At 58.7% G+C, this 17,761-nt stretch carries 16 protein-coding genes; 12 read left to right on the top strand and 4 right to left on the bottom strand.

What is annotated here, in order from left to right; translation table 11 throughout:
- The 10 genes from BXP70_RS30005 to BXP70_RS24170 all read left to right on the top strand — a co-directional run.
- A partial coding sequence (locus BXP70_RS30005; protein WP_218779858.1) for a cupin domain-containing protein occupies positions 1-296 on the top strand: 296 nt, incomplete at its 5' end.
- A gap of 71 nt (positions 297-367) precedes the next feature.
- A complete protein-coding gene (locus tag BXP70_RS24210) occupies positions 368-1,198 on the top strand; it encodes an MBL fold metallo-hydrolase (RefSeq protein ID WP_179197810.1) in 831 nt (276 codons plus the stop codon).
- A gap of 611 nt (positions 1,199-1,809) precedes the next feature.
- Positions 1,810-2,871 carry a sensor histidine kinase gene (locus tag BXP70_RS24205; RefSeq protein WP_086596705.1) on the top strand — a complete coding sequence of 354 codons (1,062 nt, stop codon included), beginning with the start codon at positions 1,810-1,812 and terminating at the stop codon, positions 2,869-2,871.
- Positions 2,872-2,884: 13 nt separating this feature from the next.
- Complete coding sequence (locus BXP70_RS24200; RefSeq protein ID WP_086596704.1) at positions 2,885-3,673, top strand: LytR/AlgR family response regulator transcription factor; 789 nt, start codon at positions 2,885-2,887, stop codon at positions 3,671-3,673.
- 180 nt (positions 3,674-3,853) lie between these two features.
- Positions 3,854-4,834 (top strand): alpha/beta hydrolase, encoded by a 981-nt coding sequence (locus BXP70_RS24195; protein WP_218779857.1) that lies wholly within the window; start codon positions 3,854-3,856, stop codon positions 4,832-4,834.
- A gap of 64 nt (positions 4,835-4,898) precedes the next feature.
- A complete protein-coding gene (locus BXP70_RS24190) occupies positions 4,899-6,041 on the top strand; it encodes an alpha/beta hydrolase (protein ID WP_086596702.1) in 1,143 nt (380 codons plus the stop codon).
- Between the two features lie 149 nt (positions 6,042-6,190).
- Positions 6,191-7,213, top strand: a complete 1,023-nt coding sequence (locus BXP70_RS24185) for an SDR family oxidoreductase (RefSeq protein ID WP_086596701.1) — start codon at positions 6,191-6,193, stop codon at positions 7,211-7,213.
- 201 nt (positions 7,214-7,414) lie between these two features.
- Positions 7,415-8,518, top strand: a complete 1,104-nt coding sequence (locus tag BXP70_RS24180) for a catalase family protein (protein ID WP_086596700.1) — start codon at positions 7,415-7,417, stop codon at positions 8,516-8,518.
- 148 nt (positions 8,519-8,666) lie between these two features.
- Positions 8,667-9,035 carry an SPW repeat domain-containing protein gene (locus BXP70_RS24175; protein WP_086596699.1) on the top strand — a complete coding sequence of 123 codons (369 nt, stop codon included), beginning with the start codon at positions 8,667-8,669 and terminating at the stop codon, positions 9,033-9,035.
- 634 nt (positions 9,036-9,669) lie between these two features.
- Complete coding sequence (locus BXP70_RS24170) at positions 9,670-10,146, top strand: hypothetical protein (RefSeq protein ID WP_086596698.1); 477 nt, start codon at positions 9,670-9,672, stop codon at positions 10,144-10,146.
- 63 nt (positions 10,147-10,209) lie between these two features.
- Here the strand turns inward: BXP70_RS24170 and BXP70_RS24165 are convergent, their stop codons facing one another.
- Positions 10,210-10,701, bottom strand: coding sequence for a hypothetical protein (locus BXP70_RS24165; protein WP_143436661.1), 492 nt, complete (start codon positions 10,699-10,701; stop codon positions 10,210-10,212).
- 135 nt (positions 10,702-10,836) lie between these two features.
- On the opposite strand from BXP70_RS24165, the gene BXP70_RS24160 reads away from it, so the two are divergent.
- Complete coding sequence (locus tag BXP70_RS24160; RefSeq protein ID WP_086596696.1) at positions 10,837-11,502, top strand: hypothetical protein; 666 nt, start codon at positions 10,837-10,839, stop codon at positions 11,500-11,502.
- Positions 11,503-11,516: 14 nt separating this feature from the next.
- Here the strand turns inward: BXP70_RS24160 and BXP70_RS24155 are convergent, their stop codons facing one another.
- Positions 11,517-11,708, bottom strand: a complete 192-nt coding sequence (locus tag BXP70_RS24155) for a hypothetical protein (protein WP_086596695.1) — start codon at positions 11,706-11,708, stop codon at positions 11,517-11,519.
- A 325-nt stretch (positions 11,709-12,033) separates the two neighbouring features.
- Positions 12,034-15,087, bottom strand: a complete 3,054-nt coding sequence (locus tag BXP70_RS24150) for an ATP-binding protein (protein ID WP_086596694.1) — start codon at positions 15,085-15,087, stop codon at positions 12,034-12,036.
- 368 nt (positions 15,088-15,455) lie between these two features.
- Between BXP70_RS24150 and BXP70_RS24145 the strand changes: the two genes are divergently transcribed.
- Positions 15,456-16,265, top strand: a complete 810-nt coding sequence (locus tag BXP70_RS24145) for a hypothetical protein (RefSeq protein WP_086596693.1) — start codon at positions 15,456-15,458, stop codon at positions 16,263-16,265.
- Between the two features lie 788 nt (positions 16,266-17,053).
- Here the strand turns inward: BXP70_RS24145 and BXP70_RS24140 are convergent.
- Positions 17,054-17,743 (bottom strand): LytR/AlgR family response regulator transcription factor, encoded by a 690-nt coding sequence (locus tag BXP70_RS24140; RefSeq protein WP_086596692.1) that lies wholly within the window; start codon positions 17,741-17,743, stop codon positions 17,054-17,056.
- Positions 17,744-17,761: the final 18 nt, after the last annotated feature.

Genomic DNA, 17,761 nt, shown 5'->3' with positions numbered 1-17,761 from the left:
ACTGGGTAAGCTGCGAGCGGGGCGAAACGCTAATTGTGCCGCCCAATGCCTTCCACGGCTTCGCCAACCGCAGCGGCGCCTCCGCCCGGCTCTTGAGCACGGCCAACCTCCTGCACCAAGCTTTCTTCGACGAGGCCGCTCGCCCCGCCCTGGCCACCGACCCGCTGCCCGCCAGCCCCCCCGATATGGCCGAGCTCCAGCGTGCCCTAGCCCTGGCCCCCAAGTACAATATGTTCTTCGCCCCGCCGCCCGCCAGCGAGCCTAGCCCTGCGCCCAACGACCTCAGCGCCGACTAAGTGCCTCTTAGCGCGACTTGTATATGTTAGGGTTAAGCAAGCACAGAGCGGCGCCCGCCTATCCCTTTTCCGTGGGCGCTATTCAAGGATGGATTATTTCGGACGGCACACTTGACCTAGGTTCTCCCGAGAAGGTCTTCCTGGGCGAAACCAAGCAGAACGTGGAGCAGGCCCTGATCAGCAACTTTTTGCCCACCGAGCAGATCGTTGTTGACCAGAATATCCTCTTCTTTTCGCTGGGTAACACGAACGTGCTAGTGGAAACGGGGGTGGGCTCCTTCCGCGGATTCGGCGAAGGCGCCGGCCAGCTAGTCGATAATCTGCTCGCCGCTGGCATTGAGCCCGCGCGCATCGATGCCATTCTCTGCTCGCATCCGCATCCCGACCACGTGGGCGGCCTGTGCCAAGCGGACGGGCAACCGACCTTCCCCCATGCGTCGATCTACCTGGCTGAACACGACTTTGCCTATTGGACCGACGAAGCCCTGCTCGACGGCTGGGCCGCTGCTGCCATTCGCGTCGCGCGCGCTAATCTTTTGCCCCTACGGGAACGGCTGGTTTTCATCCAGGATGGGGAGGAATTTCTGCCCGGCGTGACGGCGCACTTCACGCCAGGACACACCGCCGAGCATATCTGCTTCGAACTTCGCGCGGGCACGGAATCTTTGTTCTTGCTAGGTGACGTAGCGCACCATGCCGTGCTGTCGCTCGAAAACCCGCTCCTGAATTTTGCGGCCGATCTGGAGCCCGCCACGGCCGCCAAAACGCGGACCCAGGTTTTGTCCACCTTAGCCGAGGAGCGCACGCGCGTGCTGGGGTATCATTTTCCCTGGCCGGGGTTGGGCCACATCGCGAAACAAGGCGAAGGGTTTCGGTTTGTGCCCGAGCCGATTCGCTGGTAGATGATCTTGCAGGAGCGCCGGCCGGAAGGGTACTGCGCCCAGTTGGCGTGCTACTTGTCTCCGGCGCGGGTTGATCTTGTACAAGGCCTAGCGGCAAACTGACTAAGGTTTTTGCGTTAAGAAGGCAGGCCGCCTCGACCGCCTTTTCTGTGATGCTGCTTTTGCAGTTGCGCTTTATAATCGTCGTTCCAGCTGGCTAGCGGCACGCAGCTTACCTAGGTAAGACTCATCCCTGCGGTTAGTGGTTGAAGCCTGCTTGCCGCAGGGCTGCGAGGCGGCGGGTAATTACTTAGTCGCAACAGCACTGGCTACTCGCGGTAGATGACCTCGCGCACCCAAAACAGGCTGTTCTCCAGTGCCTAGCGGCAGACACTAGGCTCCAAGTTTGCCCCAGCACGTCGGCGTAACTAGCAAGGTTGCCGCGTAGTCTGAGGGAAGTACCAGACGAGTGCGGCACCTGGCAAAAGAACCTGCTAGGCGTTGCGAAGTGAGCTATCGGGTAGGCGGTACTCGCTCCGACGAACATCCCTGCTATTCTTCGCGCCGCCTCGTCTGTTGCCAACTCCGCTGCCCTTTGTTGCGTTGGAGAAGCTCTGCTCGCCCTCTTCTGCATGCTTCTCTTCCACCGTCTTACCTGGTTCCGTGTAGCCCTGGCCTGGGGCGTCTTCACACTTTTGATGATCCTGCTGGTGTATGGGCAGGCCCTGACCAATGGCACTCCCCTGCACTGGCGTACCCTGGTGCTTGGCCCCCTGATCTACGGGTTAATCGGCACGCTGCTTACTCCGCTCGTATTTGAACTGGCTACCCGCTTCAATCTGACTACTAGCCGCGCACGGTGGCTGCCTTACCTATTGCTACACGCCGCGGCTAGCGTGCTGCTGACCATTATCTACCGCACCTTCTATCTTTCGGCTCTCTACTTAGTTGCCGCACCAGGCGTGCACGTCTCTTGGGCGGCTATCATTGGGTCGGTCAACGTCTGGGTTCCTATTTACTGGATGGTGCTCTTTGTGGCTTATGCCCTAGACTTCTACCAGAAGTGGCAGCATCGCAACCTAGAGGCCGTGCGCTTGGAAATGCAACTGGCGCAGGCGCACCTGCAAGCGCTCAAGCAGCAACTTAACCCGCACTTTCTGTTCAACACCCTCAATTCCCTCTCTACCCTTATTGAGGACGAACCCCAAGCGGCCCAGCGCATGACGGCCAAGCTCGGTGAGTTTCTGCGCTTGGTGCTGGACCACTCACACGCCCAGCAAGTGCCTTTAGCCCACGAACTTCACTTCACCCAGCTCTACCTAGCTATCGAGCAGATACGATTTTCTGACCGTCTCACCTTTACGCATCAGGTGGAGCCGGCGGCTTTGCGGGCCCTCGTGCCGCACTTATTGTTGCAGCCCTTGGTCGAAAATGCGGTTCGCCACGGGCTAGCTTCGGTGGGCGGCGGTCGTATCCACTTTGAGGCCACGCGCCAGGATGACCAACTCGTCTTGCAAGTGCATAACACGGGTAAGAGCCCCCTGGCCACGAGCCCGCGCGGGATTGGCCTGGCCAACAGCGAGCAGCGCTTGCGGACGCTTTACGGAAATCGCTACACCTTAAGCCTGCGCTCGGGGGAGCAGCAGGGTACGTGTGTCCACATCACCGTGCCCTTTCAACTGGCTGAACGCTAATCCTGCTCTTGGTATGATGCCGATTCGCACCCTGATTGTGGATGATGAGCCCTTAGCGCGCCGGCGCATTATCCAGCTCCTAGCGGCCACGCCCGACTTTCTCGTGCAGGGCGAATGCAGCAACGGCACGGAAGCCGTCGCGGTCCTTTCCGGCGCCGCTCCCCTCGACTTAGTGTTCCTAGACGTGCAGATGCCAGATCTGACCGGCTTGCAAGTGTTGCAACAGCTAGGGTCATCCGTGCTGCCGCTGGTCGTTTTCGTCACGGCTTATGAGCACTACACCTTGCAGGCCTTTGAGGCCCACGCCGTAGATTACCTACTCAAGCCCCTGGATCCGGACCGCTTTACGCATTGCCTGGCACACGTGCGCCAGCGCCTCGCCCAACAACAAACCGGCTACCTACAGCAGCAACTCACCGCCTTACTTGCTACGCTACCAGAACGGACGATGCCAGCGGAGTCCTTCCCCACGCAGGTGCTGATTAAGCAGCCGGGCCGCTTGTACTTCGTGCCAACGGAGCAGGTGCAATACGTCGAGGCCACCGGCAACTACGTCACGCTCTATGCCCAGGGAGAGCCTCATGTTTTGCGCTCGACGCTGAGCCAACTGGTGCGTCAACTCGACCCGGCGCAGTTTCTGCGCATTCATCGCTCGCTGATCGTAAACACTCGGTACTTAAAGGAACTGCGGCCCTGGACCCATGGCGAGTACCTACTCACGCTACACGACGGCACGCACCTAACCTCCTCGCGTCGCTACAGCGAGGATATTCAGCAGTTTCTCAATCAGTTTCTTTCTTAAGCTTTGCTCGCACCCGGGCCGCTCACCCCGCGGTGCCACCGGCTCATCCCGGTAGAGAGCCACTTAGTCCCAGCGAGGTGGGAAAACGGAAGGTAAACGCGTAAGCACTCGTGCGCCACGTCGCCCTTGGCGGATAAGCGCACCCGGTTCTCACGTATGTCTTCTTTCCCTCCCGGTTTCATGCCTATCTCTTCTGATTCCCAGCTTCAGGCCATCTTAGACCAGTACGCCACTTACCAGGCACCTCCGATTGCCGAGCAAACACCCAACAACGCCCGCAACGAGCCCACCCTCAAAAATGCGGTAGAAGATATGACCGCCCAGCACGTGGCCGCTCGCGCTACGACGCTCGTGAAGCCCATGCCCGAGCCCGTGGGCAGCATTACGCACGTGGTCATTCCCTCCGCCGAGGGTGGCATCTTGGCCCGCGTCTACACGCCTGAGGGCGACGGTCCTTTCCCGGTGCTAGTGTATTACCACGGCGGCGGCTGGGTTATTGCCAACCTGGACGTATACGACCCTTCCTGCCGCGCCTTGTGTAATGCGGCCCAGTGCCTCGTGGTGTCGGTTGCGTACCGCCAAGCGCCTGAGGCGAAGTTCCCGGCGGCGCACGACGACGCATACACGGCCCTGCAATGGGCTTTCCAAAACGCGGCGTCGATTAATGGCGATCCTGCGCGCGTCGCGGTGGGTGGGGAGAGTGCCGGCGGCAACATGGCCGTCGCCTCCTGCCTCACGGCCAAACAGCAAGGTGGTCAGCTGCCGCTCTTCCAGCTGGTCATTTACCCCGTGGCGAGCTTTGCGCCTACCGCCTCCTACGAAGAGAACGGGCAGAACCCGCCGCTGGTGAAAGAGATGATGCCCTGGTTCTGGCAGCATTACCTGAACACCGAAACCGACGGTCGCGACCCGCGCATCGATCTGGTGAATGCCGACTTGCAGGGTTTGCCGCCCGCGCTGGTGCTTACCGCCGAGCTCGATATTCTGCGCGACGAGGGCGAGTTATTAGCGCAGCGCCTACACCAAGCGGGCGTGCAAACGAAGCAGGTGCGCTACCCCGGCATGACCCACGAGTTCTTTGGCACCGCAGGCGTAGTGGATACGGCCAAAGAAGCCTTGACCGAAGCGGCCGAAGGGCTGAAAGCCGTGTTCAACAGCTAGGTTAGGCAAGGGCCGTTAGACTGCCTTCCTTACACACTACCCACCATTCTCAAGCTTCTTTCTCATGAAAACCAACTTAACGCTTTCTCTCTCATCCTTCTCGCGCCCGGTTTATGCGGGCTGGGCACGGCGCATGGGTTCCTTCCTGCTCGCCGCCGCCGTACTCGCGGGCGCAAGTAGCTGTGACGATGATGATTCCACGCCGGATACGGGTATCCATCCGGCAGGACCGCCGCCCATTTGGGGCCCTACCATCAAGCCGGAAATGCAAACGGTCATCGAGAAACTGGATAGCCTCTCGAAGGGCGTTGCCTTGTACACGCTCACGCCCCAGCAGGCGCGGCTGGCACCTTCGGCCACGGACGCAGCGATGGCGGTGATGCGCGACTACAACATTCCGGCGCCCGTGCCGCAGGTCGATACCACCGGGCAGCGCATTCCAGTGAGTGGGGGCAGCATCCGCGTGCGCCTTTACCGGCCCAAAAACGCGACCGGCACCCTACCCGCAATTGTGTATTACCACGGCGGCGGTTGGGTTATTGCCAACCTAAACACCTACGATCCGTCGGCTCGCGCCTTGGCCGAGCAGACGGGCGCGGTAGTCGTGTCAGTGGCCTATCGGCAAGGACCGGAGTTCAAATTCCCCACGGCCCACAACGATTCGTTTGCCGCTTACCGTTGGGTGCGCGATAACGCTACCACGCTAAACGTGAATGCGCAGCGCATTGCTGTGGCGGGCGAGAGTGCCGGAGGCAACCTAGCCGCCGCGGTGTGCCTGATGGCACGCGACGCCTCGGTGCCGCTGCCCGTACACCAACTGCTGGTCTACCCTATTGCCCGCTACGACATGAACACGCCCTCGTATGCGCTCTACGCCGACGCCAAGCCGCTAAGCAAGCCGTTGATGCAGTGGTTTTTCCGCTACTACCTGAACGCTGCCGCCGACGGCACCAGCCCATTGATTTCGCTGGTAAACGCGCCGAACTTGGTGGGCTTGCCACCCGCAACGGTCATTAACGCCGAGATAGATCCTTTGCAGAGTGAAGGACAGGAGTACGCGAGTAAGCTCAAAGCGGCCGGCGTCGCCGTGACGGCGAAAGTTTATGAGGGTGTCACGCACGAATTCTTTGGTATGGCCACCGTCGTGCCCGAAGCGAAGGCCGCTCAAGCGCTAGCGGCCACCGAGCTCAAGAAGAGCTTGCAATAACCCCCTAATCAGAGTCTTTTGTGGTGTCGGCTAGCTTTGGCCAACGGCAGTTACGCGCTAGAAAGCTAGCTGCCTACCTCATGAGTAGGAACGTTGCCTAAGACCCTTCGTAAAGGCAGCATTGCGTTTGGGCTTTATTCCTTCTTACTATGAAAACCAACCTAAAAAAACTACAGGACCAGGTTATTGTCTTGACGGGTGCTTCCTCGGGCATTGGTCTGGTGACAGCACGCATGGCTACTAGGAAAGGCGCCAAGCTCGTGCTGGCAGCGCGCTCGGAAGAGGCCCTGCGCCAACTCACTGATGAAATTACCCAAGCTGGCGGCCAAGCCGTGTACGTGGTAGCCGATGTAAGCCAAGAAGCCGATGTGCTTCGCATTGCACAGACAGCTCAGCAGCACTTCGGTGGCTACGATACCTGGATCAACAACGCAGGCGTCTCCATCTACGGGAAGCTGGAGCAAGTGCCGGTGGAAGACATGCGCAAGCTATTCGACACCAATTTGTGGGGCCTGATCTACGGCTCAATGGAAGCGGCGCGTCATTTGAAAAGCAAGGGTGGCGTCATCATCAACGTGGGCAGCATTCTCTCCGACGTAACCGCCATCCTGCAAACCATCTACTCGGCCAGCAAGCACGCCGTCAAAGGTTTCACCGACGGTTTGCGCATGGAGCTAGAAATGGACGGCGCCCCCGTGTCGGTAACGCTGATCCAGCCCGCCTCGATTGATACCCCCTACACGGTGCACGCCAAGAACTATATGGACCGCGAAGCCAAGCACGGACCACCCGCTTACGCGCCCGAAACCGTAGCCCGCGCCATCTTGCATTGCTGCGTCACGCCCGAGCGCCAAGTTGTGATTGGGGGTGGAGGACGTGCTTTCATTGGCATGAAGCACTGGACGCCTACGCTGTTCGACCAGTACATGGAGAAGGCCTTTGCCCAACAAGAGCACGCCGACGCGCCCCCACGCCCACTAGGACAGAATGGCCTGGATCGGGCTTCCGGCGACTTACAGGAACGCGGCAACTACCCGGGACACACCCGCGAGACGAGCTTCTACACGGAGGCCGTCACGGCGGGTAGTCCAACGCTGCGCACGGCGCTGCTGGTGGGCGCTGGCGTGGGCCTAGCCGCTTGGCTGAACCGCTCGGCGCTGAAAAAGAAATAAGCGAGTGACCTCATACCCTGATCAAGTAGCAGTAGTTGCTTTCACCTGATTAGGGTATGAGGCCACTTGCTTCAATACGAGTACTGGTGGAGACCTGAAGCCCTATCAGAGAGTGCAGCCTAGCGATAAGAGACACTCCGTCAACAAATTGTTTTCACCGATCCGCACGGTCGCCCAACTGTTTTCCCTTACCCTATCCTAATGGCTACCCTCCCTCCTACGTACGTTCGCTACGGCGATGGCGTCGAAGAAACGCAACCCAACGAAGAACAGCTGATTGACGAGACAGTCGCCTCGATGGGGCGCCTGAACCGCTTCATGTTTGAGAAGCACCGCCACGCCATCCGCGACGCCCACGCCAAAAGCCACGGCGTGTTGCGCGGCGAGCTACACATTTACCCCAACCTGCCCGAGCACCTAGCCCAAGGCCTGTTCGCACAGGCGCGTACTTACCCGGTCATCATTCGCCTCTCCTCCGCGCCAGGCGCCATTGGTTCCGATAAGCAGTCCACGTTCAAAGGCATGGCCGTGAAGGTCATCGGGGTGGAAGGCGAGAAGTTCTTGCCCGACCAGGTAGATGAAGTCACCCAAGATTTCTTGCTGGTGAGTGACCCCGTGATTCCCACCGGAGACATCAAGAGCTACCATGACATGCAACTCAAGCTGGAAAAGCTAGCTCACACGCCGGAAGCTTTCCAGGAAGCCTTGTCTACGGTATCACGCGTGGCCAACAAAGCCCTGAACGCGGTGGGCCTTAATCCCCAAATTAGCCCCCTAGGTCCTGGTCACCCGCACTACCACCTACTTGGTGAAACCTACCACTCCATGGGCGCCTTCCGCTACGGTGACTACGTAGCCAAAATCAGCGCCGCACCGCACTCAGCCAACGTGCAGGCGCTGGTTGGACAAGAAGTGGAGGTGAGTGATGACAGCACCTGGCGCGACATAGTGGTAGATTTCTTCCGCAGCCAAGGGGCTGAGTACGAGTTGCGGGCCCAACTTTGCACCGACCTGAAGAACATGCCCGTAGAAGATGCCTCGGTGGAGTGGCCGGCCGAGCAGAGCCCCTATCAACCCATCGGCAAGCTGGTAATTCCGGCGCAAGAGGCGTATAGCCCAGCCCGGCGCGTATTTGCTGACGATGTGCTCTCGTTTAATCCGTTTCACTGCTTACCCGCCCACCGGCCGCTAGGGTCTATCAATCGGGCCCGCGTCAAAGCCTACGAAGCGTCAACTGCTTATCGGCACCACATGAACGCGCAACCCCGGCGCGAACCGCGTGCCATCCAGGAGCTACCGGAATAACCGCCGGCGAGCGACGGCAAATCTGGCCCCAAGGCTGAAATAAGATCAGCAGCTAGGGGCTTCTACCGGCTAGCACAACGGTATCCTTTTTCGAGGCAGGATCGTTCGCTACGGTAGTTCCTGTTTTTCTCTGCCTTTACTTATTTGTATGCAAAAGCCTATTTCCCGTCGTCAACACGCCTTTACCGATTACTCCTACGTGCCCCTGGTTGCCTCCGCGCCCGAGTTAGTGGGGTTCACCCAGGAAAAAGCCGCCACCACGTTGTGTCACCTGCTCAGTGGTACCGTGCTGCTCTCCAGCTTGTTCACTCGGGCAGAGTGGGGTCCTATTCGGGTGATGCCCTACAAGGCACACTTAACCATTGACACCCTAGGCGGCCTGACGGCGCTGACAGCCCCGTGGCTGTTTGGCTTTGCCCGCAACAAACGCGCCCGCAACACTTTCCTCGTCATGGGCGTGTTTGGCCTCGTTGCCGGCTTGCTCTCTCAGCCCGAGGAAATGCCGAGCAAAACGTAACTTTTACGCCTGCGCATGGCACGCTGATAGCTAGCTTCCCGCCCGACGTCTGGTATAAACAGCAGGTGATATGGCGCCAAGTAACTAGATGGGCTTACTTGTACTCTCGTGTTTATAGTGCCTTTCCTGCTCTCAGACGGTTGAAACGGAATTCATGCAATATGCTTAGGAGTGCCAACCCCCCAACAGATGCTCTTATGGTGCTTTTACACCACTTTCCAGATGATGTGCGCACTTAAGATGCGGTAACTGAACATAGCATGGCCACGGGTCATACCAAGAAGCGGTGCACCTAAATCCGCGCTACTTGATATTGGAATCCTGCAACACCTAAGCGGTTGGGATAAGGTCACGTTGAGGGGCGGCGAAAAAGAGACACGTAACTCAAATTCTTCCGCAGAAGTATGCAAAAGCAAACTCCTGCCTATATCAAACGTGGGTCCGGGTGGTTTGCCTCTGTAAGACACCTTAAGGTTAATGAACCAAGCTAGCCGCAAAGAAAAATTCGCGGGTATAGGCCGTCTCAACCGAAGCAAGGACAACCGGTAGCTAGAGTTGCCGCGAGGCGGGCACGTTCCGAGACGCTTTGCAGGCAAAAGAAACGGTACTACCATGCTCCTTGCTATAACTTTCGATGGCTGCTGAACAATCTCCCGCGGCGTTGGCGGCCGACCTACAGGCCTTCACGCAGGTTTTGCACCAGCGCGGGGTGCATGCCGCCCTGGGCTACTTGAACCAGCGCACCACGCACCGCTACACGGGCGTGTTTCGCTTTGACGGGCGCTTGTCGCGCAACGTGGTGCTCTTTGACCGTTACCAGCCCCACGTACAGCAGGGCAACGACGTGCCCTTGGTGGAGGCCTTTTGTTCACTGATAGGGCGTGAGCAGGCATCCTTGCAGATTCTGAACGCGGCGCTGGACCCGCGGGCCCGCGCGGTGGACACCTTGGTGATCTCCTACTGTGGTGTGGTCATCTACGATGCGCAAGGCCGGCTCTACGGCACCTTGTGTCACTACGACGTAGACCTGTGCCAGGAACTGGTGCTGTACTTGCCGCTGCTGGAAGCCGCCGGAGCGTTGTTGTATCAGGCCTTGCACCCGGCGTGCTAACGCGCTGAGTAGGGGCCTAACAGGGGCGCACCTAGCCAGTTGATCCCATACCGGGCCCCGGCACTAAGCCAGTTGCGCTAGCCCTGCTAGCCTACCGTCGTCCCCACGCAGCGGCGCAGCCTCACCTGTGGTGCGCAGCCAGCAGACGGCCTCTTGCTCGTGGGCGAAATTCTGGAAGGTACAGGCAAAGCGTGTCTGGGCCTGCATCTGCAAGGCGTACGTCGTCAGGCGACACAGGATGTCGGTAGGAGGCAACACGGCAATGTAGCCCTGCCCCTGCTGGGTAGCTCGGGGCAGCCACTGCAATAGCAGCCACAGGGCATCGCCCTCGCCAAGTGGGCCCATGTCGCGCTGATCCAGCAGCACCCGGTGCACGGGGCATTGCGTGAGATAGGGCAGCAGGTGCTCTAGGCCAGCGCGTAGCGCGGTACTACATGTCGAACCCGGCCGCCAGTTCACCCGCAACAAAGGACCAAGGTCAGCTACTAGGCATAGGGCCTGGTTCTCGAACCGGACGGATGCGGAGCTAGCAGCAGGAAGGGGGACGACGGGCATAGGAAGACAAGAGCAGCAAGTACGCGTTCAACAAGAACAAGGCCAGCGTTTTCCAGTCGGTACTCCGGCCGGGTGGCTAGCCAGAAAAGGCGTATCTTCCGCCTTCTTCTAGCCAGCCACTTGTTCCTTCGCCTCATGCCTACCTTGGATCCGCACGCCGCCGTGGAAGCGGAGCGCCTACACGCGTTGCATGCGTATGACATCCTGCACTCGGCGCAGGAGCCCTTCTTTGATGAACTTACCGCCTTCACCGCGTACCTGTTCAGCACGCCCGTGGCCCGCATCGCTTTCGTGACCCAGGACCAGGTCTGGCACAAGGCCAGCGAGGGCATGGAAGCGCAGGAAACGCTGCCCGTCACGGAGTCGCTCTGTAGCCAAGTCGTGCAGCTGGATCGGCCCGTCGCGGTGCTAGAGGAGTTGCCCTTTGTGCCGGAGGTGATGCGCCAGCGCCAGGTGCGGCTCTACGCCGCCGCTCTGCTGCGTTCTCCCCAGGGCTATGGCCTGGGTACCTTGTGCGTTGCGGGCTCCGTGCCGCGCACTTTTACCAAGCCGGAGCAAGCGGTATTGCACGACTTGGCCGAGTTGGTGGTGGGGACACTAGAGTTGCGGCGTCAGGTGCTGGCGACGGAGGGCCCGGAAGCATGGTCATCACGTCAGGCCCACTTGACGGAGGCGTTGCGCGAGCAACTCACGTTGGTGCGCTACCTGAAAGCGCGTAATCCGCAGGAACTCCCCGTACCGCCCGCGCTGCTGGAACTAGTGTGCCAACGCCTGCCGCACGTGCTGCCACGTGGCGAGTAGCGAACACGCTTCTCTCAAGTCGCCGTACGTACTAACTGAGCAATAGGGGCGGCGGGACTGTCGGTGCGCGTGTATTTAGGCGTGAGCACAAAACCACCCCGGTCGGCTCGCATCAACTCGCCTACCAGGCATTCGGCCTGTCCGTGCTGGTAGGCATTGGACGCGTCGATGAAGTTGCCGCCCGTCCTAGCTAGGCGCTTCTGCAATAGTCACGATCGTTTAAGTGAACAGACAATTAAGAATAGTCCTCAGGATAAAAGAGAGCTGTTTTTGTTCGGCCTAGCCGGTAAAGAGTTGTTCAGTGAAACCAGAAGCCTATAGCGCAATAAGCAACCACAAACAACGGCGGCAATTTGCTACGAGCATGAGTCCATGGTGAATGATCACTCTTTGAGAAACTAGCAACTTCTTAGGAATAGATAGAAACAGGTTGTCTTCATCTAAACGAATTGCTTGTCGAACCATGAGAAGCTGCTGTTGTCTTGCCGAAATAGTCTATCGGCACCGGTCCCTTGCTAGCCGAACGAGGCATCAGGAGCTTACTTTATTGAGCCGAGGCGTAGTACTGGGCGCGTAGCCGAAGTGGCGGGAGAAAGCGGTTGAAAAGTTGGCGGGGTTGCTGTAGCCTACTTGATAGGCGACCTCCGCCACGGTCGCAGTACGAAGAGCGAGCAACTCGTGCGCTCGTTGCAAGCGCACGAGTCGAATGAAGTCGCCGGGTGCTTGGTCGGTAAGTGCTTTGAATTTGCGGTGCAGTTGGGTGCGGCTCAGACCTAGCTCACGGCTCAAGGTTTCCACACTTAACGTTTCGTCGTCAAGAAACTGCTCTATTAGTTCTTGCACTTTCTTCAAGAACGCTTGCTCCCGAGACGGCGGACCGGCCAGAGAAGGCTCCGCCACGCTGCGGCGATAGGCTTCTTGCAATTGCTGCCGGCCGCGCACTAAGTTCCGCAATTGGGCGAGCAGTTCTTCGCGCAGAAATGGCTTGGTTAGGTAGGCATCCGCGCCAAGGTTTAACCCTTGGAGTTTGCTAGGCAGATCGGTTTTGGCCGTGAGCAAGACAATGGGAATGTGGCTGGTACGTTCGTCTTGCTTCAGCGCGCGACATACACCGTAGCCATCGAGGCGAGGCATCATGGCATCCGTCAACACAAGGTCAGGTAGTTGCGCAACGGCAACCGCGACGCCTGCTGCTCCGTTTTCAGCTTCCAGCAACTGATAATCAGCTGCCAGAATCGTACGCAGATAAGCCCGCACATCCTTATTATCTTCTATCAGCAACAACAGGGGTGCTTCCGACGGGGCAGGGGCTAGCTTCGGTTCCGCTGGCGGGGTTGCGGCTACTGGAACTCGTTCAACGATTGGTGCTTCCGCTGTAGGAGCAGGCGCCCAGGATAGCGGCAGCCGCACCACGACCGTAGTGCCGCGTTCCACTTCGCTCGTTAGCGTGATGGTGCCGCCGTGCAGTTCAACAAGCTCCTTTGTTAAGGCCAAGCCAATGCCGGTGCCTTCCTGCTCGCGCGTATGGGAGCTGTCCGCTTGATAAAAGCGGTCGAACACGTGCGGCAGTTGAGCAGGCGCAATGCCGCGCCCCGTGTCACGCACGCTCAACTCCACCCAGGTAAGGTTCGCTGGCTCCGCAACGGCTTCTGCGTGGCAGTATACCGTCACGTGACCCGCATCGGGAGTAAACTTGAACGCATTGGATAGCAGGTTCACCACCACTTTTTCCAGTTTGTCGGCGTCGAAGGTTACGTGCAGAACAGGGGGGGCAGCCTCAAACGTGTAGTGCATGCCGCGTAGCTGCGCCAAGGACTCAAACGAGCTTAGGAGGCCGCGTACAAAGCCGACTAGCTCGCCTGGCGTGGCCTGCAACACTTGCTGACCTGCTTCGAGGCGACTCAGGTCGAGTAGTTGGTTGATGAGGTGCAATAGGCGCTGGGCATTGCGCTGCACCAACTCGGCGTGTTGCCGGGTAGCCGGCTCGCGGGTATCGGTGGCAATTTGGGCCACCGGACCGAGCATGAGTGTGAGGGGCGTGCGAAACTCATGGGTAATATTGGTAAAAAAGCGTGTTTTTTCCTGGTCTAGGGCCCGTAACTGTTCGGCTTGGGTGCTTATCTCGTCGCGTTGTGCCGTCAACGTGTGATTTTGCTGGCTGATTTCTTCTGTGCGCTCTTGCACCATAGCTTCCAATTGCTCGTTTTGGGCGCTAATGAGCTGGCGGCGCTCAATTTCCTGCGCTAAGTTTTGCGCCGAGAGCTGCTCCACCTGCCGCAATTGCGCCTCCAGGTTACGGTATGTGGCAGCAAAGTCACGTGCCAAATACACGGACATGCAGAGCGGCAGCACCAAGCCGCAGAGCTGGATGGTGAGCTGCGCCGCCAGGAAGTCAGGACTATCCCACTGGTGCACGATATGGAAGGCGGGGCTGGCCACGAAGGGCATGAGCAGCGTGCCTAAGGTACCAACAATCAGCAGCCCGCTCCCGGGTTGCCGCTGGCGCCAGGCGCGGATCAGTGCGGGCACTAGGTTGAGCACGGCAAGCAGGAACACCGCCCAGACTAAGGATGGCACTTGCGCGTTGTCGGTGGGCGCAGCGAGCCACCAAGCCACATGTCCCACACTCGTTAGAGCGAGCAGCCCTAGCCAAATCCAAGGCGGGCGGACGTGGCACATAGCGTAGAGAAACACGAGCAACAGCCCACTGCTCAGTGAGGACCCTACCTGAAACCCTAGCTGTGGCCACCAACGAGCTGCCGTATCCATAAAGGTGGCCCGCAAAAACACCATCAGGTAAGTGCCTGCCACAGCGGCCATGTAGAGGCCAAAATACAGATTGACGCGGCGCGTACAGTAGAACCCGTACAAGCAAAAGTGCAGCAGCGCCAGAAGCCCAGCACTGGTTACAGCAATCAAACTGAGCGTGTCGGAGCGCGCTTGGCGCACGCGTTCAGCCAACAGACGCTCGGCTGGCGCCACCCATACCGCTATGCCGCCGTAGGGCAGGGGCCAATCCTCGAACTTGGCGTAGCGTATGGCTAGTAAGTGCGGGCCGGGCGTGTGCAGCATAAACGGCAACAGGCGGTAGCGTGGTCGTATACCCCGCGTGGTGCGGGCCGAAGTACCAATCGTGCCATAGCGACCGAGCAAGTGGCCATCGAGGTAAACTTCCGAGGCGCCATCTTGCCGGATGTGTAACCCGAGTGGTCTTCCCAATAGGGCCGAATCCAAGGTGAAGCGCAGCCGGAAGCAACCGGTACCACGCCAACCGGGCGGAGCTTCTCCCATCAAAAAGCCAGTGCTGGCTAGCAGCCAATCTAGATCGTGGGTAGCCGGGCTAGCCCAGCCCACGGGCTGGCCCGGCTGGTAGCGCCAACGGCGCGTGCCCCCGAGCCGCTGCATTGTGGCGGCGTATACCTGTTTGGCGGTCAACTGCACCAAGGCACTGTCAGGGGAGGCCGATACGACGGCTGTTGTCGGGTCAGGGGTAGCACGGGCAGCTAGCCCACTGAGCAGGCAGCTGCACAAGATGAAGGCAAAGCAGCGAATGTTCATCAGCATCGGCGCAACGAGGCGAAGCATGCATAATAACGCAGCATGGCAGCACGCCAGCCGAGCCCAAGGTACAGCATATCCTCCTGATTGTATTGTCTTTAGTCAACGAATACGCTTCGTGCCCTTTTGATAGGGTGCACGCCCGATTCGGTAGTAGTACAACGTGCGCAAATCTCTTTGCAACGTCTGCAAACGTCCTTGCTGCACCCGCCAATGCTTTTGAAACGTGCGCAAAGGTCACCTACGACCGCCTAGCTTTCCTTTGCAACAGGCACTCTACCTGTGAGCCTAGCATCCTTGGAGCAGCGCCTCGCAACGCCGCCTATGCCTGCCTCAACGCCGATGTTCCTTTTGGTTTATACCCTTCAATTAGACCCATATCAACCGACACAACAATGGCAGAACAATCTTCTTGGCGCTACTGCGCTAAATGTCACGGGCTATTTTTTGATGGCTACTCGGCGAAAGGCCCCTGTGCAGCGGGTGGAGAGCATGCGGCCGCGGGGTACACCTTTGTGCTGCCGCACGACCTTCCCGCCACGGCAACTACGCAGGCTGCCTGGCGCTACTGCGGTAAGTGTCACAGTATGTTTTACGATGGCTATCCGGACAAAGGAAGGTGCGCCGCGGGAGACGGGCACGCCGCGGCCGGGTACAACTTCGTGCTTCCCCACGATGTGGCCGCCACGGCAACCACGCAAGCTGCTTGGCGCTACTGCGGCAAATGCCATGGAATGTTCTACGATGGCTACCCAGATAAAGGGACGTGCCCGTCCGGGGGCGGGCATGCGGCCATTGGCTACAACTTTGTGTTGCCGTATATCCCAGCCACCTCAAATCCGGTGCCACCACGGCTTGAGCCTATCCAACAAACTCCATGGATCGACGTGGTCTTCAGTGGTTCGATCACGAACGCAAGCTTTCACGTGACCGGCCGCGGGTTCCTTGCCAACCGTCCTGCGACCAATCAAGGCGTGGCTATCCGAGTCGTCGATGCGAACGCAGCAATAGAAACACGACGTGCATTCACTGGCTCGTCGAGCGATGGCAGGATTGACGGCAGTATCCAAGGAGACCTGAGTGGTCTCACTTTGAATGCCTTAGGAGTTGCAACACTAACGTTCTCAGCAACCGACGGCAGGCCAAATCGGGCTGATGCAACGGGTTTCCTGTGGAGCAACACCGTAAGGATAAACTTCCCATAGTAAGGGCAGTTGTGCCACGATTAACGGGTATTATACGGAGTGAATTCGCTTAATCCAGGATTGCTAAGCAAGTTTTCTGTACTGAATAGGCTGCTTTCACGACCCGTTACCCGTTCGACAGAGGGCCGGCTTTCTTGCTCACAGTCACCTTGTTTTTCATGTACTTCTGCAACAGCCACATTGCTTCTCGGACACTTCTCGAAATATAGACGAGTTTTAGCTTCCGGCTAGGGGACGGCCAGCGTGGTACTCTTTTGGTTTGCTCGCTTTGAGGAGCCTCTCAGAATCCGGAAAATAGAGCGCATTAAGAAAAGCGGGTAGAAAAGCCCATCCTTAATTGCTTGTCAAGGCTCGCTATAAACAGCCGAAACTGATGCAGGTGGCCGCCCGCTGCTTGTCTCACAGTTTTTGATGCTCTCAACAGCGCTTCTGTGTTGCATTGCTGGCCTTGCTTAAAAGGTTGGTCCAAAAGTTAAGCAATACACTTTCAGACGAGGTACTAGCGTGCTAGAAACTTACCTATAGAGATTATCAGGGCATGTTGTGCCGTGGAACGCTCGTTTAACTGCACAGAAGGACTTGCATTAGGTACACTACCAAGCAGCCTGCAGGTGCTATAAAAGCTGCTGTTCGACTTGGACACTTAAAAAGCGATTGGCGCCCTGAACACCACTAGCTTTGCTTTTCCCTAGGTAGGTGCCGTTCCTGCAATTCGCTCTCATCGCGTAACGGGCGGTGAGTCTGTCGGATGGGAGGAGTTCCTTCGCTGCTTGCCGCAAGACTTATTATCAGCGGAGAAAGCTGGCGCGTAAGGCCTGCACGGCGCTTTCGTAAGAGGCGCCTATCGGAATAGGGGTATTGGCCACCGTCACTTCATACCGGGCTAGTTTCTCTACCTTCTCCAAGGCCACGATATAGGAACGGTGCACCCGGATAAAGGCGTGTGCCGGTAGCTGCCGCAACGCCTCGGCCATGGTTTGGCGCACCAGCACCCGCCGGGTGGGTAGCACGTAGCGCAGGTAGTTGCCCTCCGCTTCCAGGTACAGGATGTCGCCCAGCAGGAGCCGCTCCTCTTCGTAGCCGGTTTTCACCAGAATAGCCGGACTACTGGGGCGGCCGCGGGTGGTCTGCCGTTCCAGCGCCTTGGCACAGGCTTGGGTGAAACGGGCCAGGGAAAAGGGCTTGAGCAGATAATCGACCGCATCTAGTTCGAAGCCCTGCACGGCATAATCGGAATAAGCGGTGGTGAAAATGACGAGCGGCCGCTGGGATAGACCCTGCACCAGCTCCACCCCCGTCAGGTCGGGCATGTGAATGTCCACGAAAAGCACATCGACCGGAGTCGTTTGCAGGAAGGCGAGGGCCGTGAAGGCATTCGTGAAGCTGCCCCGCAGCTCCAGAAACGGCACTTTAGCCGCTAGCAGCTGCACCACGCGCAGGGCCTGCGGTTCGTCGTCGATTGCCAGGGCGGTAAGCATTGGATTCACGAACAGAGT

It is taken from the genome of Hymenobacter crusticola, assembly GCF_002154225.1.
Taxonomy (GTDB): domain Bacteria; phylum Bacteroidota; class Bacteroidia; order Cytophagales; family Hymenobacteraceae; genus Hymenobacter; species Hymenobacter crusticola.
This window is presented reverse-complemented; position numbering and strand designations above follow the sequence as displayed.

What these genes read in the sequence shown, in the direction of transcription:
- BXP70_RS24205 (WP_086596705.1), top strand. Translation starts at nt 1,810, where the DNA reads ATGCTTCTCTTCCACCGTCTTACCTGGTTCCGTGTAGCCCTGGCCTGG.
- BXP70_RS24200 (WP_086596704.1), top strand. Translation starts at nt 2,885, where the DNA reads ATGATGCCGATTCGCACCCTGATTGTGGATGATGAGCCCTTAGCGCGC.
- BXP70_RS24195 (WP_218779857.1), top strand. Translation starts at nt 3,854, where the DNA reads ATGCCTATCTCTTCTGATTCCCAGCTTCAGGCCATCTTAGACCAGTAC.
- BXP70_RS24190 (WP_086596702.1), top strand. Translation starts at nt 4,899, where the DNA reads ATGAAAACCAACTTAACGCTTTCTCTCTCATCCTTCTCGCGCCCGGTT.
- BXP70_RS24185 (WP_086596701.1), top strand. Translation starts at nt 6,191, where the DNA reads ATGAAAACCAACCTAAAAAAACTACAGGACCAGGTTATTGTCTTGACG.
- BXP70_RS24180 (WP_086596700.1), top strand. Translation starts at nt 7,415, where the DNA reads ATGGCTACCCTCCCTCCTACGTACGTTCGCTACGGCGATGGCGTCGAA.
- BXP70_RS24175 (WP_086596699.1), top strand. Translation starts at nt 8,667, where the DNA reads ATGCAAAAGCCTATTTCCCGTCGTCAACACGCCTTTACCGATTACTCC.
- BXP70_RS24170 (WP_086596698.1), top strand. Translation starts at nt 9,670, where the DNA reads ATGGCTGCTGAACAATCTCCCGCGGCGTTGGCGGCCGACCTACAGGCC.
- BXP70_RS24165 (WP_143436661.1), bottom strand. Translation starts at nt 10,701, where the DNA reads ATGCCCGTCGTCCCCCTTCCTGCTGCTAGCTCCGCATCCGTCCGGTTC.
- BXP70_RS24160 (WP_086596696.1), top strand. Translation starts at nt 10,837, where the DNA reads ATGCCTACCTTGGATCCGCACGCCGCCGTGGAAGCGGAGCGCCTACAC.
- BXP70_RS24150 (WP_086596694.1), bottom strand. Translation starts at nt 15,087, where the DNA reads ATGCTTCGCCTCGTTGCGCCGATGCTGATGAACATTCGCTGCTTTGCC.
- BXP70_RS24145 (WP_086596693.1), top strand. Translation starts at nt 15,456, where the DNA reads ATGGCAGAACAATCTTCTTGGCGCTACTGCGCTAAATGTCACGGGCTA.
- BXP70_RS24140 (WP_086596692.1), bottom strand. Translation starts at nt 17,743, where the DNA reads ATGCTTACCGCCCTGGCAATCGACGACGAACCGCAGGCCCTGCGCGTG.